This is a genomic window from Streptomyces sp. NPDC048461, from assembly GCF_055587105.1.
This window is the reverse complement of the sequence record NZ_JBVJGW010000002.1, coordinates 231,918-250,135: the sequence shown is the minus strand read 5'-3', so window position 1 is coordinate 250,135 and position 18,218 is coordinate 231,918. Positions and strand designations below refer to the sequence as shown.

Annotated in this window: 11 protein-coding genes; 4 read left to right on the top strand and 7 right to left on the bottom strand. The window is 75.2% G+C overall.

Translation table 11 applies throughout. From position 1 onward, the window contains the following. Nucleotides 1-52: 52 nt before the first annotated feature. The 3 genes from ACZ6S8_RS04065 to ACZ6S8_RS04055 form a co-directional block, all read right to left on the bottom strand. Nucleotides 53-1,795: a pyruvate dehydrogenase gene (locus tag ACZ6S8_RS04065; protein ID WP_469452237.1), complete on the bottom strand. Its 1,743-nt coding sequence runs from the start codon at nucleotides 1,793-1,795 to the stop codon at nucleotides 53-55. Nucleotides 1,796-1,879: 84 nt separating this feature from the next. After that, a complete protein-coding gene (locus ACZ6S8_RS04060; protein WP_469452236.1) occupies nucleotides 1,880-3,469 on the bottom strand; it encodes a protein phosphatase 2C domain-containing protein in 1,590 nt (529 codons plus the stop codon). Nucleotides 3,470-3,571: 102 nt separating this feature from the next. Further along, nucleotides 3,572-7,339: a S8 family peptidase gene (locus ACZ6S8_RS04055; RefSeq protein WP_469452234.1), complete on the bottom strand. Its 3,768-nt coding sequence runs from the start codon at nucleotides 7,337-7,339 to the stop codon at nucleotides 3,572-3,574. Between the two features lie 200 nt (nucleotides 7,340-7,539). Between ACZ6S8_RS04055 and ACZ6S8_RS04050 the strand changes: the two genes are divergently transcribed. From ACZ6S8_RS04050 to ACZ6S8_RS04040, 3 genes are all read left to right on the top strand, one after another. Then, nucleotides 7,540-8,517 carry a helix-turn-helix domain-containing protein gene (locus ACZ6S8_RS04050; protein WP_386528564.1) on the top strand — a complete coding sequence of 326 codons (978 nt, stop codon included), beginning with the start codon at nucleotides 7,540-7,542 and terminating at the stop codon, nucleotides 8,515-8,517. Between the two features lie 24 nt (nucleotides 8,518-8,541). Further along, nucleotides 8,542-9,027, top strand: coding sequence for a DUF456 domain-containing protein (locus ACZ6S8_RS04045; RefSeq protein WP_469452232.1), 486 nt, complete (start codon nucleotides 8,542-8,544; stop codon nucleotides 9,025-9,027). A 162-nt stretch (nucleotides 9,028-9,189) separates the two neighbouring features. Beyond that, entirely contained in the window at nucleotides 9,190-10,359 is a 1,170-nt protein-coding gene (locus tag ACZ6S8_RS04040) for a cation diffusion facilitator family transporter (protein ID WP_469452230.1), read from the top strand. 43 nt (nucleotides 10,360-10,402) lie between these two features. Here the strand turns inward: ACZ6S8_RS04040 and ACZ6S8_RS04035 are convergent, their stop codons facing one another. Continuing rightward, entirely contained in the window at nucleotides 10,403-10,936 is a 534-nt protein-coding gene (locus tag ACZ6S8_RS04035) for a putative immunity protein (RefSeq protein WP_469452229.1), read from the bottom strand. A 212-nt stretch (nucleotides 10,937-11,148) separates the two neighbouring features. Between ACZ6S8_RS04035 and ACZ6S8_RS04030 the strand changes: the two genes are divergently transcribed. Then, nucleotides 11,149-11,649: a DUF4232 domain-containing protein gene (locus tag ACZ6S8_RS04030; RefSeq protein WP_469452228.1), complete on the top strand. Its 501-nt coding sequence runs from the start codon at nucleotides 11,149-11,151 to the stop codon at nucleotides 11,647-11,649. A gap of 59 nt (nucleotides 11,650-11,708) precedes the next feature. On the opposite strand, the gene rsgA is transcribed toward ACZ6S8_RS04030, so the two are convergent. The 3 genes from rsgA to ACZ6S8_RS04015 all read right to left on the bottom strand — a co-directional run bounded on the left by rsgA (nucleotide 11,709) and on the right by ACZ6S8_RS04015 (nucleotide 18,125). Beyond that, nucleotides 11,709-12,815 (bottom strand): ribosome small subunit-dependent GTPase A, encoded by a 1,107-nt coding sequence (gene rsgA / locus ACZ6S8_RS04025; RefSeq protein WP_469452226.1) that lies wholly within the window; start codon nucleotides 12,813-12,815, stop codon nucleotides 11,709-11,711. A 263-nt stretch (nucleotides 12,816-13,078) separates the two neighbouring features. Next, nucleotides 13,079-13,192: a cytochrome gene (locus ACZ6S8_RS04020; RefSeq protein ID WP_469452224.1), complete on the bottom strand. Its 114-nt coding sequence runs from the start codon at nucleotides 13,190-13,192 to the stop codon at nucleotides 13,079-13,081. Nucleotides 13,193-13,289: 97 nt separating this feature from the next. After that, nucleotides 13,290-18,125 (bottom strand): DNA repair ATPase, encoded by a 4,836-nt coding sequence (locus ACZ6S8_RS04015; RefSeq protein ID WP_469452223.1) that lies wholly within the window; start codon nucleotides 18,123-18,125, stop codon nucleotides 13,290-13,292. Nucleotides 18,126-18,218 lie beyond the last annotated feature (93 nt).

Genomic DNA, 18,218 nt, shown 5'->3' with positions numbered 1-18,218 from the left:
GAACAGGTCTACGGGATGCATGCCCCTCGGGCCGATCCGCACTCCTGCGGGCTTACGGGCGGGGCACGTTGCGCAGGTTGGATCGAGCCATCTGGATCATCCGTCCCACTCCGCCGTCCAGCACGATCTTGCTGGCGGAAAGTGCGAAACCGGTCGCCATGTCGGCACTGATCCTGGGCGGGATCGACAGGGCGTTGGGGTCGGTCACCACGTCCACCAGAGCGGGTCCCTTGTGCCGGAACGCGTCCTTCAGGGCCCCGCTGAGCTGCTTGGGCTTCTCCACCCGGACGCCGTAGGCCCCGGCGGCGCGGGCGATCGCGGCGAAGTCGGGGTTCGTGTTCGTGGTCCCGTACGAGGGCAGGCCGGAAACCAACATCTCCAGCTCCACCATCCCGAGGGATGAGTTGTTGAACAGGACCACTTTGACGGGCAGGTCGTACTGCACCAGGGTGAGGAAATCTCCCATCAGCATCGAGAACCCGCCGTCGCCCGACATCGACACCACTTGACGGTTCCGGTCGGTGAACTGTGCGCCGATCGCCTGCGGGAGCGCGTTGGCCATGGAGCCGTGGCTGAAGGAGCCGATGATACGCCGCCTGCCGTTCGGGGAAAGATAGCGCGCGGCCCACACGTTGCACATGCCCGTGTCCACGGTGAACACCGCGTCGTCGTCGGCGAGTTCGTCGAGGACGGCCGCCACGTACTCGGGGTGGATCGGGGTGTGCTTCTCCACCTTCCGGGTGTACGCCCTGACCACGCCCTCCAGCGCGTCCGCGTGCTTCTTCAGCATCCGGTCCAGGAAGCGGCGGTCCGTCTTGGCCCGCACCCGGGTGTTGAGGGCCCGCAGGGTCTCCCGTACGTCGCCCCACACCGCCAGGTCCAGCTTGCAGCGGCGGCCGAGGTGTTCGGGACGGATGTCCACCTGGACGATCTTCACGTCGTCGGGGAGGAACGCGTTGTACGGGAAGTCCGTGCCGAGCAGGATCAGCAGGTCGCACTCGTGAGTGGCCTCGTAGGCGGCGCCGTAGCCGAGCAGGCCGCTCATCCCGACGTCGTACGGGTTGTCGTACTGGATCCACTCCTTGCCGCGCAGGGCGTGCCCCACGGGGGCCTTGACCCGGCCGGCGAACTCCATCACCTCGGCGTGCGCCCCTGCGGTGCCGCTGCCGCAGAAGAGCGTGACGCGCTCCGCCTCGTCGACGAGGCGGACCAGCTTCTCGATCTCGCCGTCTCCGGGCCGGACCGTGGGACGGGCCGTGACGAGCGCCTGCTCGACGGTCTTCTCCGGAGCGGGCGCGCCCGCGATGTCCCCGGGCAGCGAGACCACCCCGACGCCGCTGCGCCCGATGGCGTGCTGGATGGCACTCTGGAGCACCCGGGGCATCTGGCGGGGGTTGGAGATCAGCTCGCTGTAGTGGCTGCACTCGGAGAACAGCCGGTCGGGGTGGGTCTCCTGGAAGTAGCCGAGGCCGATCTCCGAGGAGGGGATCTGCGAGGCGAGCGCGAGGACCGGGGCCATCGAGCGGTGGGCGTCGTACAGGCCGTTGATCAGGTGCAGGTTGCCCGGGCCGCACGAGCCCGCGCAGGCGGCGAGACGGCCGGTGATCTGGGCCTCCGCACCGGCGGCGAAGGCGGCCGTCTCCTCGTGCCGCACCTGGATCCAGTCGATGTCACCCGTCCGGCGGATTGCGTCCACCACCGGGTTGAGGCTATCGCCGACGACTCCGTACATCCGTCGGACGCCCGCGCGCACGAGGATGTCGACGAACTGCTCCGCGACGTTCTGCTTGGCCATGGGGAGGCACCCTCTCCGGTGTCCGGTCCGTTCCCGTCCGGTTCTCCGTTGCGTGTGCCTCCCATCCAGCCACGCGCGCGCCGGTTACGCCTCCCAGACGGCGGCGGCCGTGCGGTCGTCCGCGTACCCCTTGAGGCGCAGCTGGGCGTCCGCGAGGAAGGCGGCCAGGCCCGGCGGCTCCTGTCCCGACCAGCGGGCGGCGAGCTCCGCCGACAGCACGGCCTCCTCGCGCATCGGCTCCGCGAGGCCGCCCGAACAGAGCAGCAGGGTGTCCCCGGGGCGGGCCACCGAGGCGCGGAAGCGGAAGTCGCCGTCCCGCTCCTCGGAGGCGGTCGGGGCGTCGGGCTCCAGGTCCTGCCACGTGCCCGACCGGAGCCGGAACAGCCCGCCGGCTCCGGAGCCGAAGCAGACCCGGGTGCGGCACTGCGGGTCGACCGGGAGCAGCAGCCCGCGCAGCCCCGCGGTGTACGCCTCCTCGGCGAGGCCGCGCTCGGCTGCGTGGGCCCGCAGCCGCCCGTAGCCCCGGTCGGTGAGCCGCTGGAGTCCGGAGCGCAGCGCCTCCCGGTGCCCTCCGCGGATGTCGTCGGCCAGCCGCTCCTGGCTGCGCCCGACGGCCGCCGCGACGGTCCGGCACAGTTCGGCGGCGGCCTCGGCGGCCCCGGGCGCGGCCCGGTCGCCGCCGGCGAGGACCACGAGGACCAGGGCGTCGTCGCCGGTCCCGAAGCGGGCGGTGAGCAGGTGGTCCCGGCGGGGCTCGCCCCGGTAGCGGGCGGAGTCGCCGCGCAGCGAGGCGGCGCGCAGGGTGTACGTGCCGTACCGGGCCCCGTCCATGACCGTGTCGGGGGTCAGCCCGGCGAGGGCCGCCGGGTCGGCGGCGGGCAGCGCGCCCGGTTCGGCGGCGTAGGTCGGGGCCCGGTCGCCCAGGTGGCGCACCTCCGGGCGGGCGGTGGCCGGTTCCGGCGCGGGGACGCCCGCGGGCGGCGGTACCGGTACGGGCGGCACCTCCACGCCCCCGAGCGCGTACCCGGTGGCGCCGCCCGCCCGGGGGTCCCGGGCCGGGGGGAGCGCTCCGGGCGCGGCGGCGGGCGGTGCGGGGGGCGGCGGTGGCGGCAGGGGCGGCGGAGGCCCGTCCGGCGCCGGCGGCACGGCGGCCGAGCCCTGCCGGGGCCCGGGCAGGAGCACCTCGCCGGGCCGGACCGGCGAGGGCCCCGGCGCGGCGGCGGGCGCGGCGGGCGGCGCGGCGGGCGGCACCGCGCCGCGCGGCCCCGGCGCGGCGGCCGGAGGTTCCGCGGCGGCCGGGGTCTCCGGGCGGCGGGCCTCCGGCGGGGGCGGCGGTCCGGGCGGCCCGAAGACTCCGGACGCCGGGAGCCGGGGCATCGGCGGTGGCGGCGGCGGTCCCGCGGCGGCCGGCCGGGCCGGCGGCGGGCCGGGCTCCGCGGGCGGCTCCCCCGGCGGAAGCGGCGGAACAGGCGGAGGTGCCGCCGGCGTCGGGGGTGCCGTGCCCGGGCTCTCCGCGGCGTCCGGGGTCGCCTGCGGGGGAACCGTCGGGGGCGTCGTCAGGACCGCCGCCGAGCGGAAGCGGTGGTCGAGCGTGTCCCCCGGATCGGGGTCCGCTCCCGCGTCCGGGTCGTCGTAGAGCTTCTGCCACCAGTCGTCCGCGCCCTGCTGACTCATGGCCCTATTGTCGGCCTCCCGCGGGTGCGGAAAACACAGAACGCGCGAAAAGGGTCCACCGGACCGCCGTCCGGTGGACCCCTCCCGCTCTACCCGTACGGATCAGCGGACGTCGTACGCCCGCGTCACCGTCTGGGTCACCGACACGCCGTTCGCGTCGGTCAGTTCGACCTTCAGCGACACCGGCTTGCCGGAAGCTCCCGCGTGGTCGACGACGGCCGTCCACCGGCCGCCGCGCTCGTCCACCTTCGCCGCGGTCCAGTTCTCGCCGTCGTAGGAGTACGACAGCTTCGCGGACTTCAGCGCGCCGGGCGCGTAGCCCGCGTGCCCCGTCACGCTCAGCCCGACGCGCTGGCCGTTCGCCGCCGGGACCGTCTTGTTCCCGTCGAGCGGGGCCGCGTACCGGGGGAAGAGCAGCGGCAGGCCCTGCGAGTACGCCGACGCGTCCCGCTTGGAGGTGAAGCCCCACGCCGTCCGGACCGCGGTGGACCGCTGCCAGGTGCGGGCGGGCGGGCCGATCTTCTCGATGCTCTGGGTCAGTTCGTACCGCGCCTCGTCGGCCGGGACCTCGAAGACGCCGAAGGGGTACCAGCTGTCGCCGACGACCTCGCCGTTCCGCTTGAGCTGGAGGCCGCCGATGTCGCCGAAGGAGCCCGGCTGCGCGAAGTGGGAGCTGTCGCCCCACATCGCCGGGGCGAAGCCGATCAGGTCGCCCTGCCGTTCGGCGGCCAGCGCCTCCTTGCCGGTGCGGTCGCGGGGCGCGACCGGGGCGGTCACGCCGTCGTACCAACTGGCGCTGGTCTTCTTGCCCTTGGCGTAGCTGCGCTGCTCGCCGGTCATGAACTCGCCCCAGGGGAAGCTGCTGGAGAGCAGCTGGTCCCAGGAGGTGTCACCGGCCGAGTAGTACTCGGTGCGCCGGCCCGGCGCGGCGACGGTCTCCACGGAGCCGAAGTAGACGGCGCTGCCGATGGGCCGGTAGGCGCCGGAGATGTCGATGAAGTCGGCGGCCACGCCCATGGAGTGGTAGGTGGCGTCGACCTGGCCGAGGTCGCGGTCGCGGACCCGGTAGGTGTGGTTGCCCTGGACCTGCCCGGTCTCCGGGAAGGCGAGGGAGTAGACGTACGGGCTCTTCGCCGTGCCCTTCCAGGACAGGGTGACCTTGCCGGCGGCGAGCCGGGCGAGCAGGGCCCGGCCCTCGCCGGACTGGACGGCGAGGACGGGCACCGGGGCGCCCGCGAAGCCGGTGGAGGCGACCCAGCGGCCGGGGGCGTCACGGTGGGCGAGCACCGCCACCGCTCCCGCGTCCCTGGCGTGCGCGGCGACGTCGTACAGCGCCCCGTCCGCGGCCTTGACCAGGACGATCGCTCCCTTGGCGGCGACCGCGGCGAGCTCCTCGGGGGTGCCGGATCCGGCGTCGACCAGGGGCGCGTTGCCGTGGCCGTCGAGGTTGTCGCTGCCCGTGGACGCGGTGATCGGGTGCAGGACCGGACCGCCGGCCACCTTCAGCTCGGAGAGCACGGGCGCCCCGGCCCGCCAGTAGCTGCCGAACTCGAACGCACCGTCCTTGGCGCGTCCTTCGACGGAGGCGTAGTAGCCGCGGATGGTCCGGCCGCCCATGGCCGTGCCGGCGTGCAGCCAGGTGTCGTCCCAGCTGCGGGCGAAGCCGAGGGTGGTGTTGCGGGCTTCCAGGGGCTTGTCGCCGGCGATGTCCAGCCGGCCGGCCTTGCGGGCGTCCAGGACGACGGTCGTGTCCTTCTTCAGCTCGACCTGGGGACGCCCGAGGTAGGTGAGGGAGTCGGTCAGCTCGGCGCCCTCGCCCGCGTCGGGGGTGCCGACGAAGGCGGAGAGGAAGTACGCGCCGGGACGCACGCGGTAGACCTGGTCCACGGCGCCCTCGTTGAAGCGGCGCTCGCCGCTCGCGTCGTCGGTGCCGATGACGTCGAGGGAGGACGGTCCGGCGGCCGGCTTGCCCGAGCGGTCGATCAGCTTGACGCGCAGGGTGACCGTCTCCGGCTCGACGTAGAGCGAGAACGGGGTGGAGACGCGCACGCCGTTCGCGGTGGCGACGAGGCGGCCGGTGACGTCCCCGTACTGGGAGCGCTCCAGCTTCGCGGCCGGGTCCAGGGCGAGCGGCACCCTGACGGTGGCGCCGGCCGGGACGGTCACCGTGCGGCGGTCAAGGCGGGCGACCTGGCTGCGGACGGCCGAGCCGTCGTTGCCGGTGACCTTCTCGACGGCCAGGTCCAGGGTGACGGGCCGGGTTCCGGTGTTGGTGTACGGGACCTGGACGCTGGTGCGGTCGCTGCGGTCCTGCGGCCAGTTGTACGAGCCGCCCTGTACGGCGGGGGCGCTGAGGACGGCGGTGTCGATCGCCGCCTTGACGTCGAGGCGGCCGCCGCCGGTCTGCCGCACGTCCCCGGGGACCTTGGTGTTCGCGGAGCCGACGAGCGCGGCCTTGACCTGCTGGGCGGTCCAGTCCGGGTGGCGCTGCTTGACGATGGCGGCGGCGCCCGCGACGTGCGGGGTGGCCATCGAGGTGCCGGACATGGACTGGTAGGCGTACACCCCGCGTCCGCCGGCGGCGGCGGCCGAGATCCCCACGCCGGGGGCGGCGATCTCGGGCTTGAGGGTGTGCTGGAGTCCGGCGGGTCCGCGGCTGGAGAAGGAGGCGGTGGTGTCGTCGCGGTCGACGGCGCCGACGGTCAGCACGCTGGGTGCGCAACCGGGCGCGGAGACGGTGTTGTTGCCGGGGCCGGCGTTGCCCGCGGCGATCACGAAGAGGGTGCCCGTGTTCTGCGCCAGTCGTTCGGCGGCGGCGCTCATCGGGTCGTCGCAGCTGGTCTGGGAGGGGTCGCCGAGGCTCATGGAGACCACGTCGGCCTTGGCGGCGACGGCCCATTCCATGCCGGCGATGATCCACGAATCCAGGCCGTAGCCCTGGTCGTTGAGGACCTTGCCGCTGAGCAGTTCGGCGCCGGGGGCGACGCCCTTCTTCGCTCCGCCGCTCTCGGCGCCGGACCCGCCCACGGTGGAGATGGTGTGGGTGCCGTGGCCCTGGCGGTCGCCGTCGGTGTCGGAGTCGGTGAAGTTCTTCGACGCTCCGACGCGGCCCTTGAGGTCGGGGTGCTCCAGGTCGGTGCCGGTGTCGAGGACGGCGACCCTGGTGCCCTTGCCGTCGTACCCGGCGGCCCAGGCCGCGGGTGCGTTGACCTGGCGGGTGGAGCGCTCCAGGTTCGCCTGCACCTTGCCGTCGAGCCACAGCTTCTTCAGCGGGCCGGAGGCGGCGCGGGCGCGGGCGTCCGTACCGGTGACGTCGGCCCAGAAGGCGGCGGTCTGCTGCTTGTCGGCGGAGAGCGCGACGGCGCCGATGGAGTCGAGGACCAGGGAGCGGTCTGCGCCGCGAGGCGCGGGCGGGGCGCTGCGGGCCACGTCGACGGAGGCGTCGTAGACGGCGATCAGCGGGAGCTTCTTGCTGCGGGCGTCGTCGTAGCCCTGACGGACGAGGCCGGTGACGTTGAACAGCTCGTGGTCGACCTTGCCCGCGGCGAGCGCGGCGACGGCGCCCTCGGGGTAGACGTAGAGGTCCTTGCCGGACTGCCGGGTCTGTACGAGCGGCTGCGAGCCGTCCTCGCGCGGCATCGCGGTGGCGGCGGTGCGGCCGGCGGCGTCGGTGGAGACCAGGATCCGGTCGCCGGTGACCAGGGTCACGGTGACGGGGGCAGCGGGCTGCTTCCCGGCCGCTTCGCTTCCGGTGACGGGTCTTCTGTCCGGCGCTCCGTCGCTCGGCTGTGCCGTGGACGGGCCCACGGCGGTGACGGCCAGGACGGCCGCCGTGGCCGCTCCCAGCGCCGTACGCGATATCGGGCGCATCGCTCTCCCCAGGTGAATTCCGGCCAACTACTGCATTGCACGGCAAAGCTGCCGCGTAAATGGCTTCTGGCCAGCGGATGTTGGTGCTGCGGTGGCATGACCTTGGCAGAGTGGCGGGGGGTGCGGCGATGATGTCCGCGGCGGGTTTGCGCCGTGGCCGCTTCCCGCCAGGCGCCGCGTGGAGAGGTGGGGTGGACGGGTTGCTGGGTGCGATAGGCCTGGACGAGGGCCAGGAGTCGGCGTACCGCGCGCTGGTGGCGCTGGGGGCGGCGGAGGTTCCCGACCTCGCGCACCGGCTGACCCTGCCGGTGCCGCAGACCGAGCGGGCGCTGCGGCACCTGGAGCGGCACGGGCTGGCGGCCCAGTCCTCGGCCCGGCCGGGGCGCTGGGTGGCGGCGCCCCCGGGGGTCGCCCTGGGGGCCCTGCTGACACAGCAGCGGCACGAGCTGGAGCAGGCGGAACTGGCGGCGGTGCTGCTGGCGGAGGAGTACCGGGCGGAGGCCGCCGAGCCGGCGGTGCACGACCTGGTGGAGGTGGTGCAGGGCGCGAGCGCGGTGGCGCACCGCTTCCACCAGCTCCAGCTGGGCGCGGTGGAGGAGGTGTGCGCGCTGGTCACCGGCCGCCCGCAAGTGGTGACGGGCACCGACAACGAGGCGGAGGACCGGGCGGCCGTGCGCGGGGTCGACTACCGGGTGGTGATCGAGCGGGAGGTGCTGACCCTGCCGAGCGGGATCCGGGAGGCGTCGACGGCGCTGGCGCGGGGCGAGCGGGTGCGGGTGACGGGGCAGGTCCCGACGAAGCTGGTGATCGCGGACCGCACCCTCGCCATGGTGCCGCTGACGGCGCGCGGTGCGGAGCCGGCGGCGCTGGTGGTGCACGCGTCGGGGCTGCTGGAGTCCCTGACGGGCCTGTTCGAGGCGGTGTGGAGGGAGTCGCTGCCGCTGCGGCTGGGCGCGGCGGGCTCGGCGGAGGAGTCCGGCGGCAGCCCCGACACGACCGACCTGGAGATCCTCTCGCTGCTGCTGGCGGGCATGACGGACGCGAGCGTGGCGAAGCACCTGGAGCTGGGCCTGCGGACGGTGCAGCGGCGGGTGAAGGGCCTGATGGAGGTCTCGGGGGTGACGACCCGGCTGCAGCTGGGCTGGCACGCGTACGAGCGGGGCTGGGTGGCCCGATAGGTCCCGGTCGGTCAGGCTGGGCAGATGGATCTGCCGCAGCTGCTCCTGGTGGGGCTGGTGCTGCTGCTCGGGGTGGTGGGGGTGATGGTCCCCGGGGTGCCGGGTACGTGGCTGGTCTGGGCGGGGCTGATGTGGTGGGCGGTCCGCGAGCGGTCCGACCTGGCGTGGACCCTGTGGATCGCGGCGACGGCCCTGATGCTGCTGGTTCAGGTGGTGAAGTGGCTGCTCCCGCCGCGGCGGCTGCGGGGTGCGGCGGTCTCTCCGCGGACCGCCGTGTACGCGGGTACGGGCGCCGTACTGGGTTTCGTCCTGGTCCCGGTGGTGGGCGCGGTGCCGGGCTTCGTCGGCGGCATCTACCTGTGCGAGCGGCTCCGGCTCGGGACGCACGGGGAGGCGTGGGCCTCGGCGCGGTCGGTGATGCGGGCCGTGGGGACGAGCGTGCTGGTGGAGCTGTTCGCGTGCCTGGCGGTGGTGGGGGCCTGGGTGGGGGCGGTGGCGGCCGGGGCCTAAGGGCTGTAGTCGAAGTCGTTCCGTACGCCCGCAGGGCGGGCCGTGCGGTGCCCGGCCCGCGCCCGTACGGCGCCAGGGGCGCTGCTGCGCAGGCATCGCAGCTGGTCACGCCGTGTAGGACGGTGATGGCTGCAATGGGATCGCTGTGCCACCGTGGGCCGGATGGAGGGTCACGGGCACACGCACGGACACGACGCACACGGCCACAGCCACAGCCACAGCCACAGCCACAGCCACGATCAGGGCCGCGCAGGGCAGGGTCACGGCGGGCCCGGCCGCGCCCCGCGCACCGGTCATGGTCATGGTCACCCTCCCCAGGACGGTGGGGGCGGCGTGCGCGGGTGGCGGCGCCGGGCGGCCCATCTCCTGCGGCCGCACCGCCACGAGGCCGCCGAGAAGGTCGACGCCGCCATGGAGACCTCCCGCGAGGGCATGCGGACGTTGTGGATCTCCCTGGGCGTGCTCGGTCTGACCACCGTCGTCCAGACCGTGATCGTCCTGCTCTCCGGATCGGTGGCGCTCCTCGGCGACACGGTCCACAACGCCGCCGACGCGCTGACCGCCGTGCCGCTGGGCATCGCGTTCGTCCTCGGCCGCCGGGCCGCGAACCGCCGCTACACCTACGGGTACGGCCGCGCCGAGGACCTGGCGGGCATCGTCATCGTGGCGACCATCGCGGCGTCCGCGGCCCTGGCCGCCTGGACGGCCGTGGACCGGCTGCTCGACCCCCGGGACGTCACCCACCTGTGGGCGGTCGCGGGCGCGGCGCTCGCCGGCTTCGCCGGCAACGAGTGGGTCGCCCGGCTCCGGATCCGTACGGGCCGCCGGATCGGTTCGGCCGCGCTGGTCGCCGACGGTCTGCACGCCCGTACGGACGGATTCACCTCCCTGGCCGTCCTGCTGGGGGCCGGCGGCGCGGCCCTGGGCTGGCGGGCCGCCGACCCGGTGGTCGGGCTGCTGATCACCCTGGCCATCCTGCTGGTCCTGGGGGACGCCGCCCGCGAGGTCTGCCGGCGGCTGATGGACTCGGTCGACCCGGCCCTCGTCGACGCGGCGGAGGCAGCGCTGCGCGCGGTGGACGGCGTACTGGACGTGGGGGGCGTGCGGATGCGGTGGATCGGCCACGCGCTGCGGGCCGAGGCGGACATCGTGGTCGACCCCGGACTGACGGTCGTACGGGCGCACGCGCTGGCGGTGGCCGCCGAGCACGCCCTGATCCACGCGGTACCCCGGCTGACCGCGGCGACGGTCCACACCGACCACGCCCCCACCACCGACGGCGACCCCCACACGCCGCTGGCCCACCACGCCCCCCGCCCGGCGCCGGCCTGAGCCCGCCGGCCCCGCCCGGGGTCCCGTCGTCGGCGGCGCAGGCTCAGGGGCGCAGGACGGTGTCGAGGTCGCGGATGAACTCCCCCACGCGCCCGCCCCCGGAAGGGGCGGCGGGCAGGCGGCCGAGCACCGCGCCGACGGCGGCGGGGGCGTGCCGGCCCGCCCACTCCAGGGTCGCCTCGGCGGCGGCCCGGCCGTCCCCGGCCGCGCGTTCCTCCGCCCGCGCCGCGTGGGCCGCGGCGCCGAGGATGTGTTTCACCTGGTGGGCGCTGGCCTTGGGGTGCAGGTACGCGGCGGCGGCCGCGTGGCTCGCCGCTCGCGCCGCGTCGGCCGCGGCGGGCGAGGCGGCCTCCTGCGCGGCCTTGTACGCCGCCCAGGCGCTCTGCCGCAGCGCGGCCGTGCGCCGGCCGTTCCCGGCGAAGGCGCGTGCCGCGTCGATGGCGTCGCGGGGGCGGGTGTCGGCGGGGAGGCCCGCTTCGAAGATCGCCAGTGCCCTGCACGCGCACGCGGCGGCGTAGCCCGTGATCTCCCGGAGTTCGTCGTTGCTGAGCTCGATCTCGTCTGTCCTGGTTGCCACCGTCCCATCGTGCCGCAGCCCCCCGCGCCCTTCGAAGCGCGGGCCGTCCGGGTCAGCCCTCGAAAAGGAATGCGTGTCCCCGTCGGGCGGGAAGCGCGGCCGGAGGGGCTCACCGGCGCGCCGTGCCCGGCCGTGTCGAGCCGGGATCGTGCCGATCCGTGGTTCGGTGGGGACGCTCCGCGGAACCACCGGCACGCCAGGGAGAGTCCAGCATGCGCACGCACCGCACCACCGTCACCGTTGTCGCCGTCGCCCTGGCGGCCCTCGCCGGGGCGGGCACCGCGCGGGCCGGGACGGCGGGCGAGGCCCCGGCTCCGTCGGCCTGCCGCCCGGCCAACCACCTCGCGAAGATCACCCAGGACCGGTCCGGGTCCGGGTACCTCCGCTTCCGGGTCACGCTGACCGCCCCGACGGGGTACGCGGCGTGCGAGCTGGCCGGCTCCCCCTTCGACGTGGCCTTCGCCCACCACGGCGTACCGCTCGGCGTCACGGCCGGGCGGTACGGCGGCCGGGGCGCGGTGGTGTCCTTCGGGCCGGGCCGGCCCGTCCACTTCGACATCCGGGTGCCCGACCGCGGCCGGAGCGCCGCGGCCGACGAGGTCTCCTTCGGGCTCCGCGCCCCGGGCGGGGAGATCCCGGGGACCTCCGTCGCCACGGGCCGCTTCCGCGTCACCCCGGGCACCGCCGTCGGCCCGGTCCGCCCCGGAGCCTGACGGCGCACGAGCGCACGGCCGCCCGGGCGGCGCCGGCCGGTGGTGGGGCCCCCGCCGGGTCAGGCGCGGCCGGTGCGCTTGGCCGCGTAGTTGGCGCGTCCCTCCGCCGACTTCAGGCGCCAGTCCCGGCGGATCTCCGACCGCAGGCGGGCGTCCGTCTTCGCGACGATCCGCTGGTTCTCCCGCAACAGCTTGCGGTAGCTCTCCAGGCGGCGTTCCGCCAGTTCCCCGGAGGCCAGGGCGGCCAGCACCGCGCACCCCGGTTCCGCCTCGTGCGCGCAGTCGTGGAAGCGGCAGCGCGCCGCGTACTCCTCGATCTCCGCGAAGACCTGGCCGACGCCGGCCTCGGCGTCCCAGAGCCCCACCCCCCGCAGCCCGGGGGTGTCGATGAGGACGCCGCCGCCGGGGAGGACGAGCAGGTTGCGCGTCGTGGTGGTGTGGCGGCCCTTGCCGTCGACGTCGCGCGCCTCCTGCACCTCCATCACGTCGGCGCCGAGCAGGGTGTTGGCCAGGGTGGACTTGCCGGCGCCGGAGATGCCGAGCAGGACGCTCGTACCGCCCGCGACGACGGCCGACAGGACGTCCGTGCCCTCCCCCGTGTGGGAGGAGACGGTGAGCACCTGGACCCCGGGCGCGGTGTTCTCCACGTCCTGGACCAGGTGGGCGAGCGTCGCCGGGTCGGGGACCAGGTCCGCTTTGGTGAGGACGACCAGCGGGAGCGCGCCCGACTCCCACGCCAGCGCCAGGAAGCGCTCGATGCGCCCGAGGTCGAGTTCGACGGCGAGGGAGACGGCGATGATCGCGTGGTCGACGTTCGCGGCGAGGATCTGGCCCTCGGAGCGCTGCGAGGACGTGGACCGCACGAAGGCGGTCCGGCGGGGCAGGTACGCCTTCACGTACCGCGGGTTGCCGTGCGTCTCGACGGCGGCCCAGTCACCGGTGCAGATGACCCGGAGCGGATCGTGCGGGGTGACGAAGGCGGTGTCGGCGCGGACGGCGCCGTCCGCGGTCATGACGTCGCACTGGCCCCGGTCGACCCGTACGACGCGCCCGGGCACGAGGCCCTGTTCGGCGTACGGGGTGAACTCGGCCTCCCACGCCGCGTCCCAGCCGAAGGGGGCGAGGGCGTGCGGGGTGGCCTGCGGGAAGGAAGAGGAGAAAGACAAGGGGAACCCTTCACAGGGTGGCCCCGGCAGCACGCGCGCGGCGCGTGGACGTGTGTGAGGTCAGCCGGAGACCACGGAAGTGACATCGATGGTCTTCTGAGTGCGGGCAGTGCCCTGCGCGACGACGGTCATCAATGAACTCACCTCCGGGTCATGCACGTACCGGTCGTTCCGCACCGGTCGGCGGGAACGGATCCACCGTAACAAGGTCCCGCGCGCGGGGGCCACTCCTTTTTCCGCCGCCCCCGCGGCGGCTGCGCGCGTCAGCCGAACCGCAGGGGGAGGTACGTGATGCCGTTGATGAAGCCGGACCACAGCCGGCGGACCTCGCCGGTGACCTCGACGTCCGTCTCCCGGCGCAGGAGTTCGCGGATCATGGCCTTGATCCGGGTATGGGCCGGCCCCGCGCCCAGGCGGAAGTGGGAGCCTCCCCCGCCGAAGGCGGCACCATGTGCTCCCCGAACTGACGCCCCGTCAAGACCCGTGCGCGCGGATCGCCGACTCGACCGCGGTCAGGCGGTCCGCGAGGAGGGTCAGGGCCGCCACCGCCCGGGTCGCCGGGTCGGCGTCCGGGCCACCGAGCGACTGGGACCGTACGTACGCCGCCTTGAGCGCGGCCCAGCGTTCGGCCCGGGCGGGGGTCAGCAGGCCGCGCAGCTCCGCGAGTTTGAGCAGGTTCGCCTCCGCCCCGGCGGCGAGGGTCTGGGCCTCGGCCCGGTAGTGGTCGCCGATCAGCGCCGCCAGCTCGGCGGCGTTCATCACGGGGTCGATCCGCGCCGTGATCTTGTTCATGTCCCGGTACGAGCCCTGCAGCCGGAACGGCGGTTCCGTACGGGTGGCGTCCGCCTGGGCCGCCGAGGCGATGTAGGCCCCGTTGACCGTCACCACCGTCTCCCGCGCCGCCAGCACGTGCCGCAGCACCGCGAGGATACGCTCCAGCTCGGCCGGGGCGTACGGGTGCTCCAGCCGGTCCGCGCGCGCGGCCGGGTCGCCGCCCGCGAGCCGCACCAGCAGCTCCAGGTCGGCGCGTTCCCGCCCGGCCAGGGGCGCCAGCACCGGGTGCGAGGTGAGGGCGTTCTCCACGAAGCTGAAGGCGAACGCCTCCTCCCGGCCGGTCAGCACGTCCCCCAGGTTCCAGACGTCGGCGCGGTTGGCCAGCATGTCCGGGATGCGGAACCGCTCCCCGCTCTCGGTGTACGGGTTGCCCGCCATGCACACCGCGAACCGCTTGCCCCGCAGGTCGTGGCTGCGCGGGGCTCCGTCCTGGACGCCCTCGATCCGCCGGGTCGCGTCGCACAGGGAGATGAACTTCTGCAGCAGCTCCGGCGAGGTGTGCTGGATGTCGTCGAGGTACAGCAGGGTGTTGCTGCCCGCCGCCAGCGCGAAGTTGATCTTCTCCACCTCCTGGCGGGCGGCCTGGTCCGGCGCCCGTTCCGGGTCCAGGGAGGTCGTCGCGCGGCCGAGGGCCGGGCCGTTGACCTTCACCAGGAGCAGGCCGAGCCGGTCGGCCACGTACTCGACCAGGGTGGTCTTGCCGTAGCCGGGCGGGGAGACGAGCAACAGCAGGCCGTGGCGGTCGGCGCGCTCGGCGGAGTCCGCCGTGCCGAGCTGCTTGGCGAGGTTGTCGCCGATGAGCGGCAGGTACACCTCGTCGATGAGCCGGCCCCGGACGAAGGACGACATCACGCGGGGCCGGTACTCGTCCAGCCGCAGCCGCTCCCGCTCGGCCGCGACCAGCTCCGTGCGCCGCTTCTGGTACGCCCGGAAGCCCGGCACGGACACCGCCTCGAACTCCCCGACCCGGGCGAGGACTTCGGGCAGGTCCACCCGCAGGCCTCCCCCCGCGGCCCGCGGGTGCGCACCGAGCAGCCCGGTCACCGCCTCGACGGTCGCGCACCCCTCGGCGGCGTCCCGGTGCGCGAGCGCCCGCCCGCACAGCTCCACGGCGACGGCCTCGGCCAGCTCCCCCGCGCCCAGCGGCGCACCGAGCGACCCGGCGAAACCGGCCAGCCAGGCCGCGGCGAGCTGGCGGCGGGCCGGCAGGTCCTCGCCCAGCGCCGCGAGGTCGTCCCGGAAGCCCGCGTGCAGCCCCGCCCCCCGGCACTTGTCCAGCAGCGCCCGGACGGCCGGTGCGACGACGAACGCCGCCTCCTCCCGGGCCAGTTCCTCGAAGAGGTACTCGGCGGCCACCCCGTCGCCGCCGAACTCCCTCATCATCGAGGCCAGTTCCCGCTGGAGCTCGCCGATGGCCGCCGCGGGCCCGAAAGCCGCGCGGGCCCGCGCCAGCGACCTGGCCCGGCGGGTCCAGGCCGTCCGGACCCCCTCGGTGGTCCCGTACGCCCAGAACAGCTGCGCGGCGGCCCGTGCGGGCGCCGGGTAGCGCAGCAGTCCCGCCGCGGCGTACAGCCGCAGCAGCGCGGCGAGGACCAGCGCGGCGTCGTGGTCGTGGACCCCGCGCTCGTACCCCTCGTCGTACGCCGCCTCCGCGGCCTCCCGTACGAGCGCCGGAAGGTCGGCGTCCGCGAGCGCCCGCGGCCCGTGCGCGGCCAGCAGCCGTACGGCCAGGTACTCGGCGCGGTACACCCCGGCGGTCTCCGAGGGCAGCAGCTGCTCCCAGTACGGCCGGGTCGCGGCGAAGTCCGGGTCGGTGACCGGGGAGCGGTAGTCGGTCCCTGCCAGGGCGAAGCCGAGCCCCTCCCCGTGCGGGACGAGCGTCAGCTCGGGCGGCCGGCCGTTGACGGCGAACGCGTGCCGGCCGAGCCGGACGGCGCTCCCGCCCCCGGTGTAGAGGTCCCGGCGGTCCCGCAGGGCGCGGCCGGCCTCCTGGCGGGCCGCGGTCAGCCGCCCGTCGAGCTCCTCGGCCCGCGCCCGGTCGCCGAGCGCGCGCAGTTCGGCAGTGGTGCGCCGGACCTTGGCGACCATCGGGTCGGAGGCGAAGTACGTGTGCACGGCGTCGGTGTCGTCCAGGGCGGCCAGCCGCCGGGCGACGGTGTCCAGGATGCGCCCGGCGGAGGCGGCGAGCCGCTGCGCGTGCCGCGCCCGCGCGTCCTGGAGGGTCTGGCGGCGGGCCGAGAACGCCTCCTGGACCTCGGTGCGCCGGGCCTCCAGGCGGTCGAGGAACGCGTCGGACCCGCCGAACCGGGCCTCCAGGTCCTCCAGCCGCAGCAGCAGCCGGGCCAGCTGCTCGTCGCAGTCCTCCGGGGTGCCGGCGGCCGCCAGCGCAGCCGTGACGGCCTGGGCGAGCAGCGCGGACTCGGCGGCGAACTCGGCCTGCCCCTCCGCTCCCACCAGCTCCCGGCGGCGGGCGTCGAGGACGGCCCGGGCACGGTTGGTCCCGCCCAGCACCTCAGCGACGCGCTCCAGGATGGCGGTGCGGACGGTGGCGTCGCCGATGTCCAGCGCGGCGACGACCTCGGTGACGGTGCGCAGGCCCTCGGCGGCCTCGTCCAGCCGCCCGGCGATCGGCCCGGCCGCGGCGGCCGCGGTGATCCCGGCGGCCTCGGCGGCCAGTTCGCCGACGGCGGTGCGGTAGTCGGCGAAGGCGTCCTCGCCGGCGAGGAACGCGACGGCCCGGCGGCCGACGGCGTCGATGTCGGCGGCGACCTCGGCGGCGAGCTCCTCGATCCGCCCGGTGTCGGCGTACCGCAGCTCGCCGAGGGAGACGAGCCGGCCCTGCGCCCGGCGCAGCTCGGTGAGCTGCTCCACCCAGCCGGCGGCGGTCCGCGGGGCCGTCCCCCGCGCCCGGCGCACGAGGCCGGCCACCGTGCCCGCGGCCTCCTCCAGCGCCCCGGCGGCCCGCCGGGTCAGGTCCTGCACCGTCTCGAACTCGGCGAGGACCTGTTCGGCGGTCTCCCGCAGCTGCGCCAGCGGGCCGTGCAGGTCGCCGGCCTCGGGGTCGGACAGCCAGTGGTACTGGTCGGCGGCGCGCACGCAGGCCGCGGCGAGCGACTCGTACAGCTCGGTGGTGGGTGCCCGGACGTCCCGTACGGCGCCGGCCAGTTCGAGGCAGTCCGCGATGCCGCGGACCAGGTCGGGGTTGCCGATGCGGGCGAGCGGCCCGGCGGCGCCGACCGCCGTCTGGGCGGCGGCGTACGCGTCGGAGACGAACGGGGAGCTCCAGCGCTGGAGCGGGTGGATGCGGGTGGCCTCCGCGGACTCGGCGCGCAGCACGGTGAGGGTGCCGTCGCCGGAGAGGGCGTGGCCGTGGCAGGGGATCGGTGTCGCGGCCTCCTTGCGGATCATGTTGTACGGCAGGAGCAGGGTGCGGGCGTCGTCGCCGGAGAACACGTGGAGGACGTCCTCGCCCGAGGGCGCGCGCACGGTCCGCTCGTAGGCGAGTCCCTCGGTGTCGACCTCGAAGGTCTTGTGTGCGCCGCCGGCCAGGCAGTAGCCGTCGGGGAAGACGATGCCCTGGTCGCCGGGCAGCCGGCGGCAGCCGCGGCCGATGCCGTCGAGGCGCACGACCTCCCGCGTCACGGTGTTGAACACCAGGTGGCGGTGGGCGTCCTCCTTGTACGGGCGCACGCGCAGCAGCATCAGGGGCCCCACCCTGGCGTACGCGACCTCGGCGTCCGCAAGTGCCTGGAGCGGTTCGGCGACGGGCTCGGCGTAGACGCCGGCGTCGGTCTCTGTGTCGTTCTCCGTCTTGACGGTGAGGCTGCCGCCGACGGTGGACACGAACAGTTCGCCGCCGCCGAGCGACAGGTGCGGGTACCGGCCCTGGACCTGGTCCTCGCGGGTGGCCGCCGTCCACTCGACGTCGTGCGCGGGCGGCCGTACGTGGTCGCGCTCGCCCCGCGCGTCGAGGAACTCGGCGCCGTCCGCGGTGAGCCGCCAGCGCAGCACCCGGATGTCCGAGACCCTCTCGCCCGTCTGGAAGACGGCGAGCAGCCGGCCCCCGACGGGGCGCAGCCGCAGCAGCCGCGCCTGCCGGTAGTAGCGGAACAGGGCGCCGAACTCCCGCAGGAACTCCGGGTCGTCGAGCAGTCCGGGGACCGCCGTCGCGGGGTCCGCCGGGTTCGCCGCGCGGTCGTAGAGCCCGAACACGTCGGACGGGCGGACCTCCCCGGTGTGCCCGGCGGGGACGTCGTGCCCGAGGAGCAGCCACTCCCCCACGGCGGCGACGTCGCGCGCCACCACCGGCTCGGCGGTCCGGGCCCGGGTGGTCCCGGTGAGGGCGAGCCCGGTGGAGCCGAAGGCCTCGACGCGCCGGGCGTCGAGCGCCTCGGCCCGCCGGGCCAGTTCGGCGGCCTGCGCGCCGAGCCGGTCGCGCAGGACCTCGTACGTGCCGGCGTCGATGTCCGTAACCATGGCTGGTCTTCACTCCTGGACGCGAGGGGAAAGGGGGGTCCGGGGCCGCCCGCCGCTACCGGGCGGCCCGGGACGTCTGCACGGCCGGGGCAG

What these genes read in the sequence shown, in the direction of transcription:
- ACZ6S8_RS04045 (WP_469452232.1), top strand. Translation starts at nt 8,542, where the DNA reads ATGGATCTGCCGCAGCTGCTCCTGGTGGGGCTGGTGCTGCTGCTCGGG.
- ACZ6S8_RS04040 (WP_469452230.1), top strand. Translation starts at nt 9,190, where the DNA reads ATGGAGGGTCACGGGCACACGCACGGACACGACGCACACGGCCACAGC.
- ACZ6S8_RS04015 (WP_469452223.1), bottom strand. Translation starts at nt 18,125, where the DNA reads ATGGTTACGGACATCGACGCCGGCACGTACGAGGTCCTGCGCGACCGG.
- ACZ6S8_RS04060 (WP_469452236.1), bottom strand. Translation starts at nt 3,469, where the DNA reads ATGAGTCAGCAGGGCGCGGACGACTGGTGGCAGAAGCTCTACGACGAC.
- ACZ6S8_RS04065 (WP_469452237.1), bottom strand. Translation starts at nt 1,795, where the DNA reads ATGGCCAAGCAGAACGTCGCGGAGCAGTTCGTCGACATCCTCGTGCGC.
- ACZ6S8_RS04020 (WP_469452224.1), bottom strand. Translation starts at nt 13,192, where the DNA reads ATGATCCGCGAACTCCTGCGCCGGGAGACGGACGTCGAGGTCACCGGC.
- ACZ6S8_RS04030 (WP_469452228.1), top strand. Translation starts at nt 11,149, where the DNA reads ATGCGCACGCACCGCACCACCGTCACCGTTGTCGCCGTCGCCCTGGCG.
- ACZ6S8_RS04055 (WP_469452234.1), bottom strand. Translation starts at nt 7,339, where the DNA reads ATGCGCCCGATATCGCGTACGGCGCTGGGAGCGGCCACGGCGGCCGTC.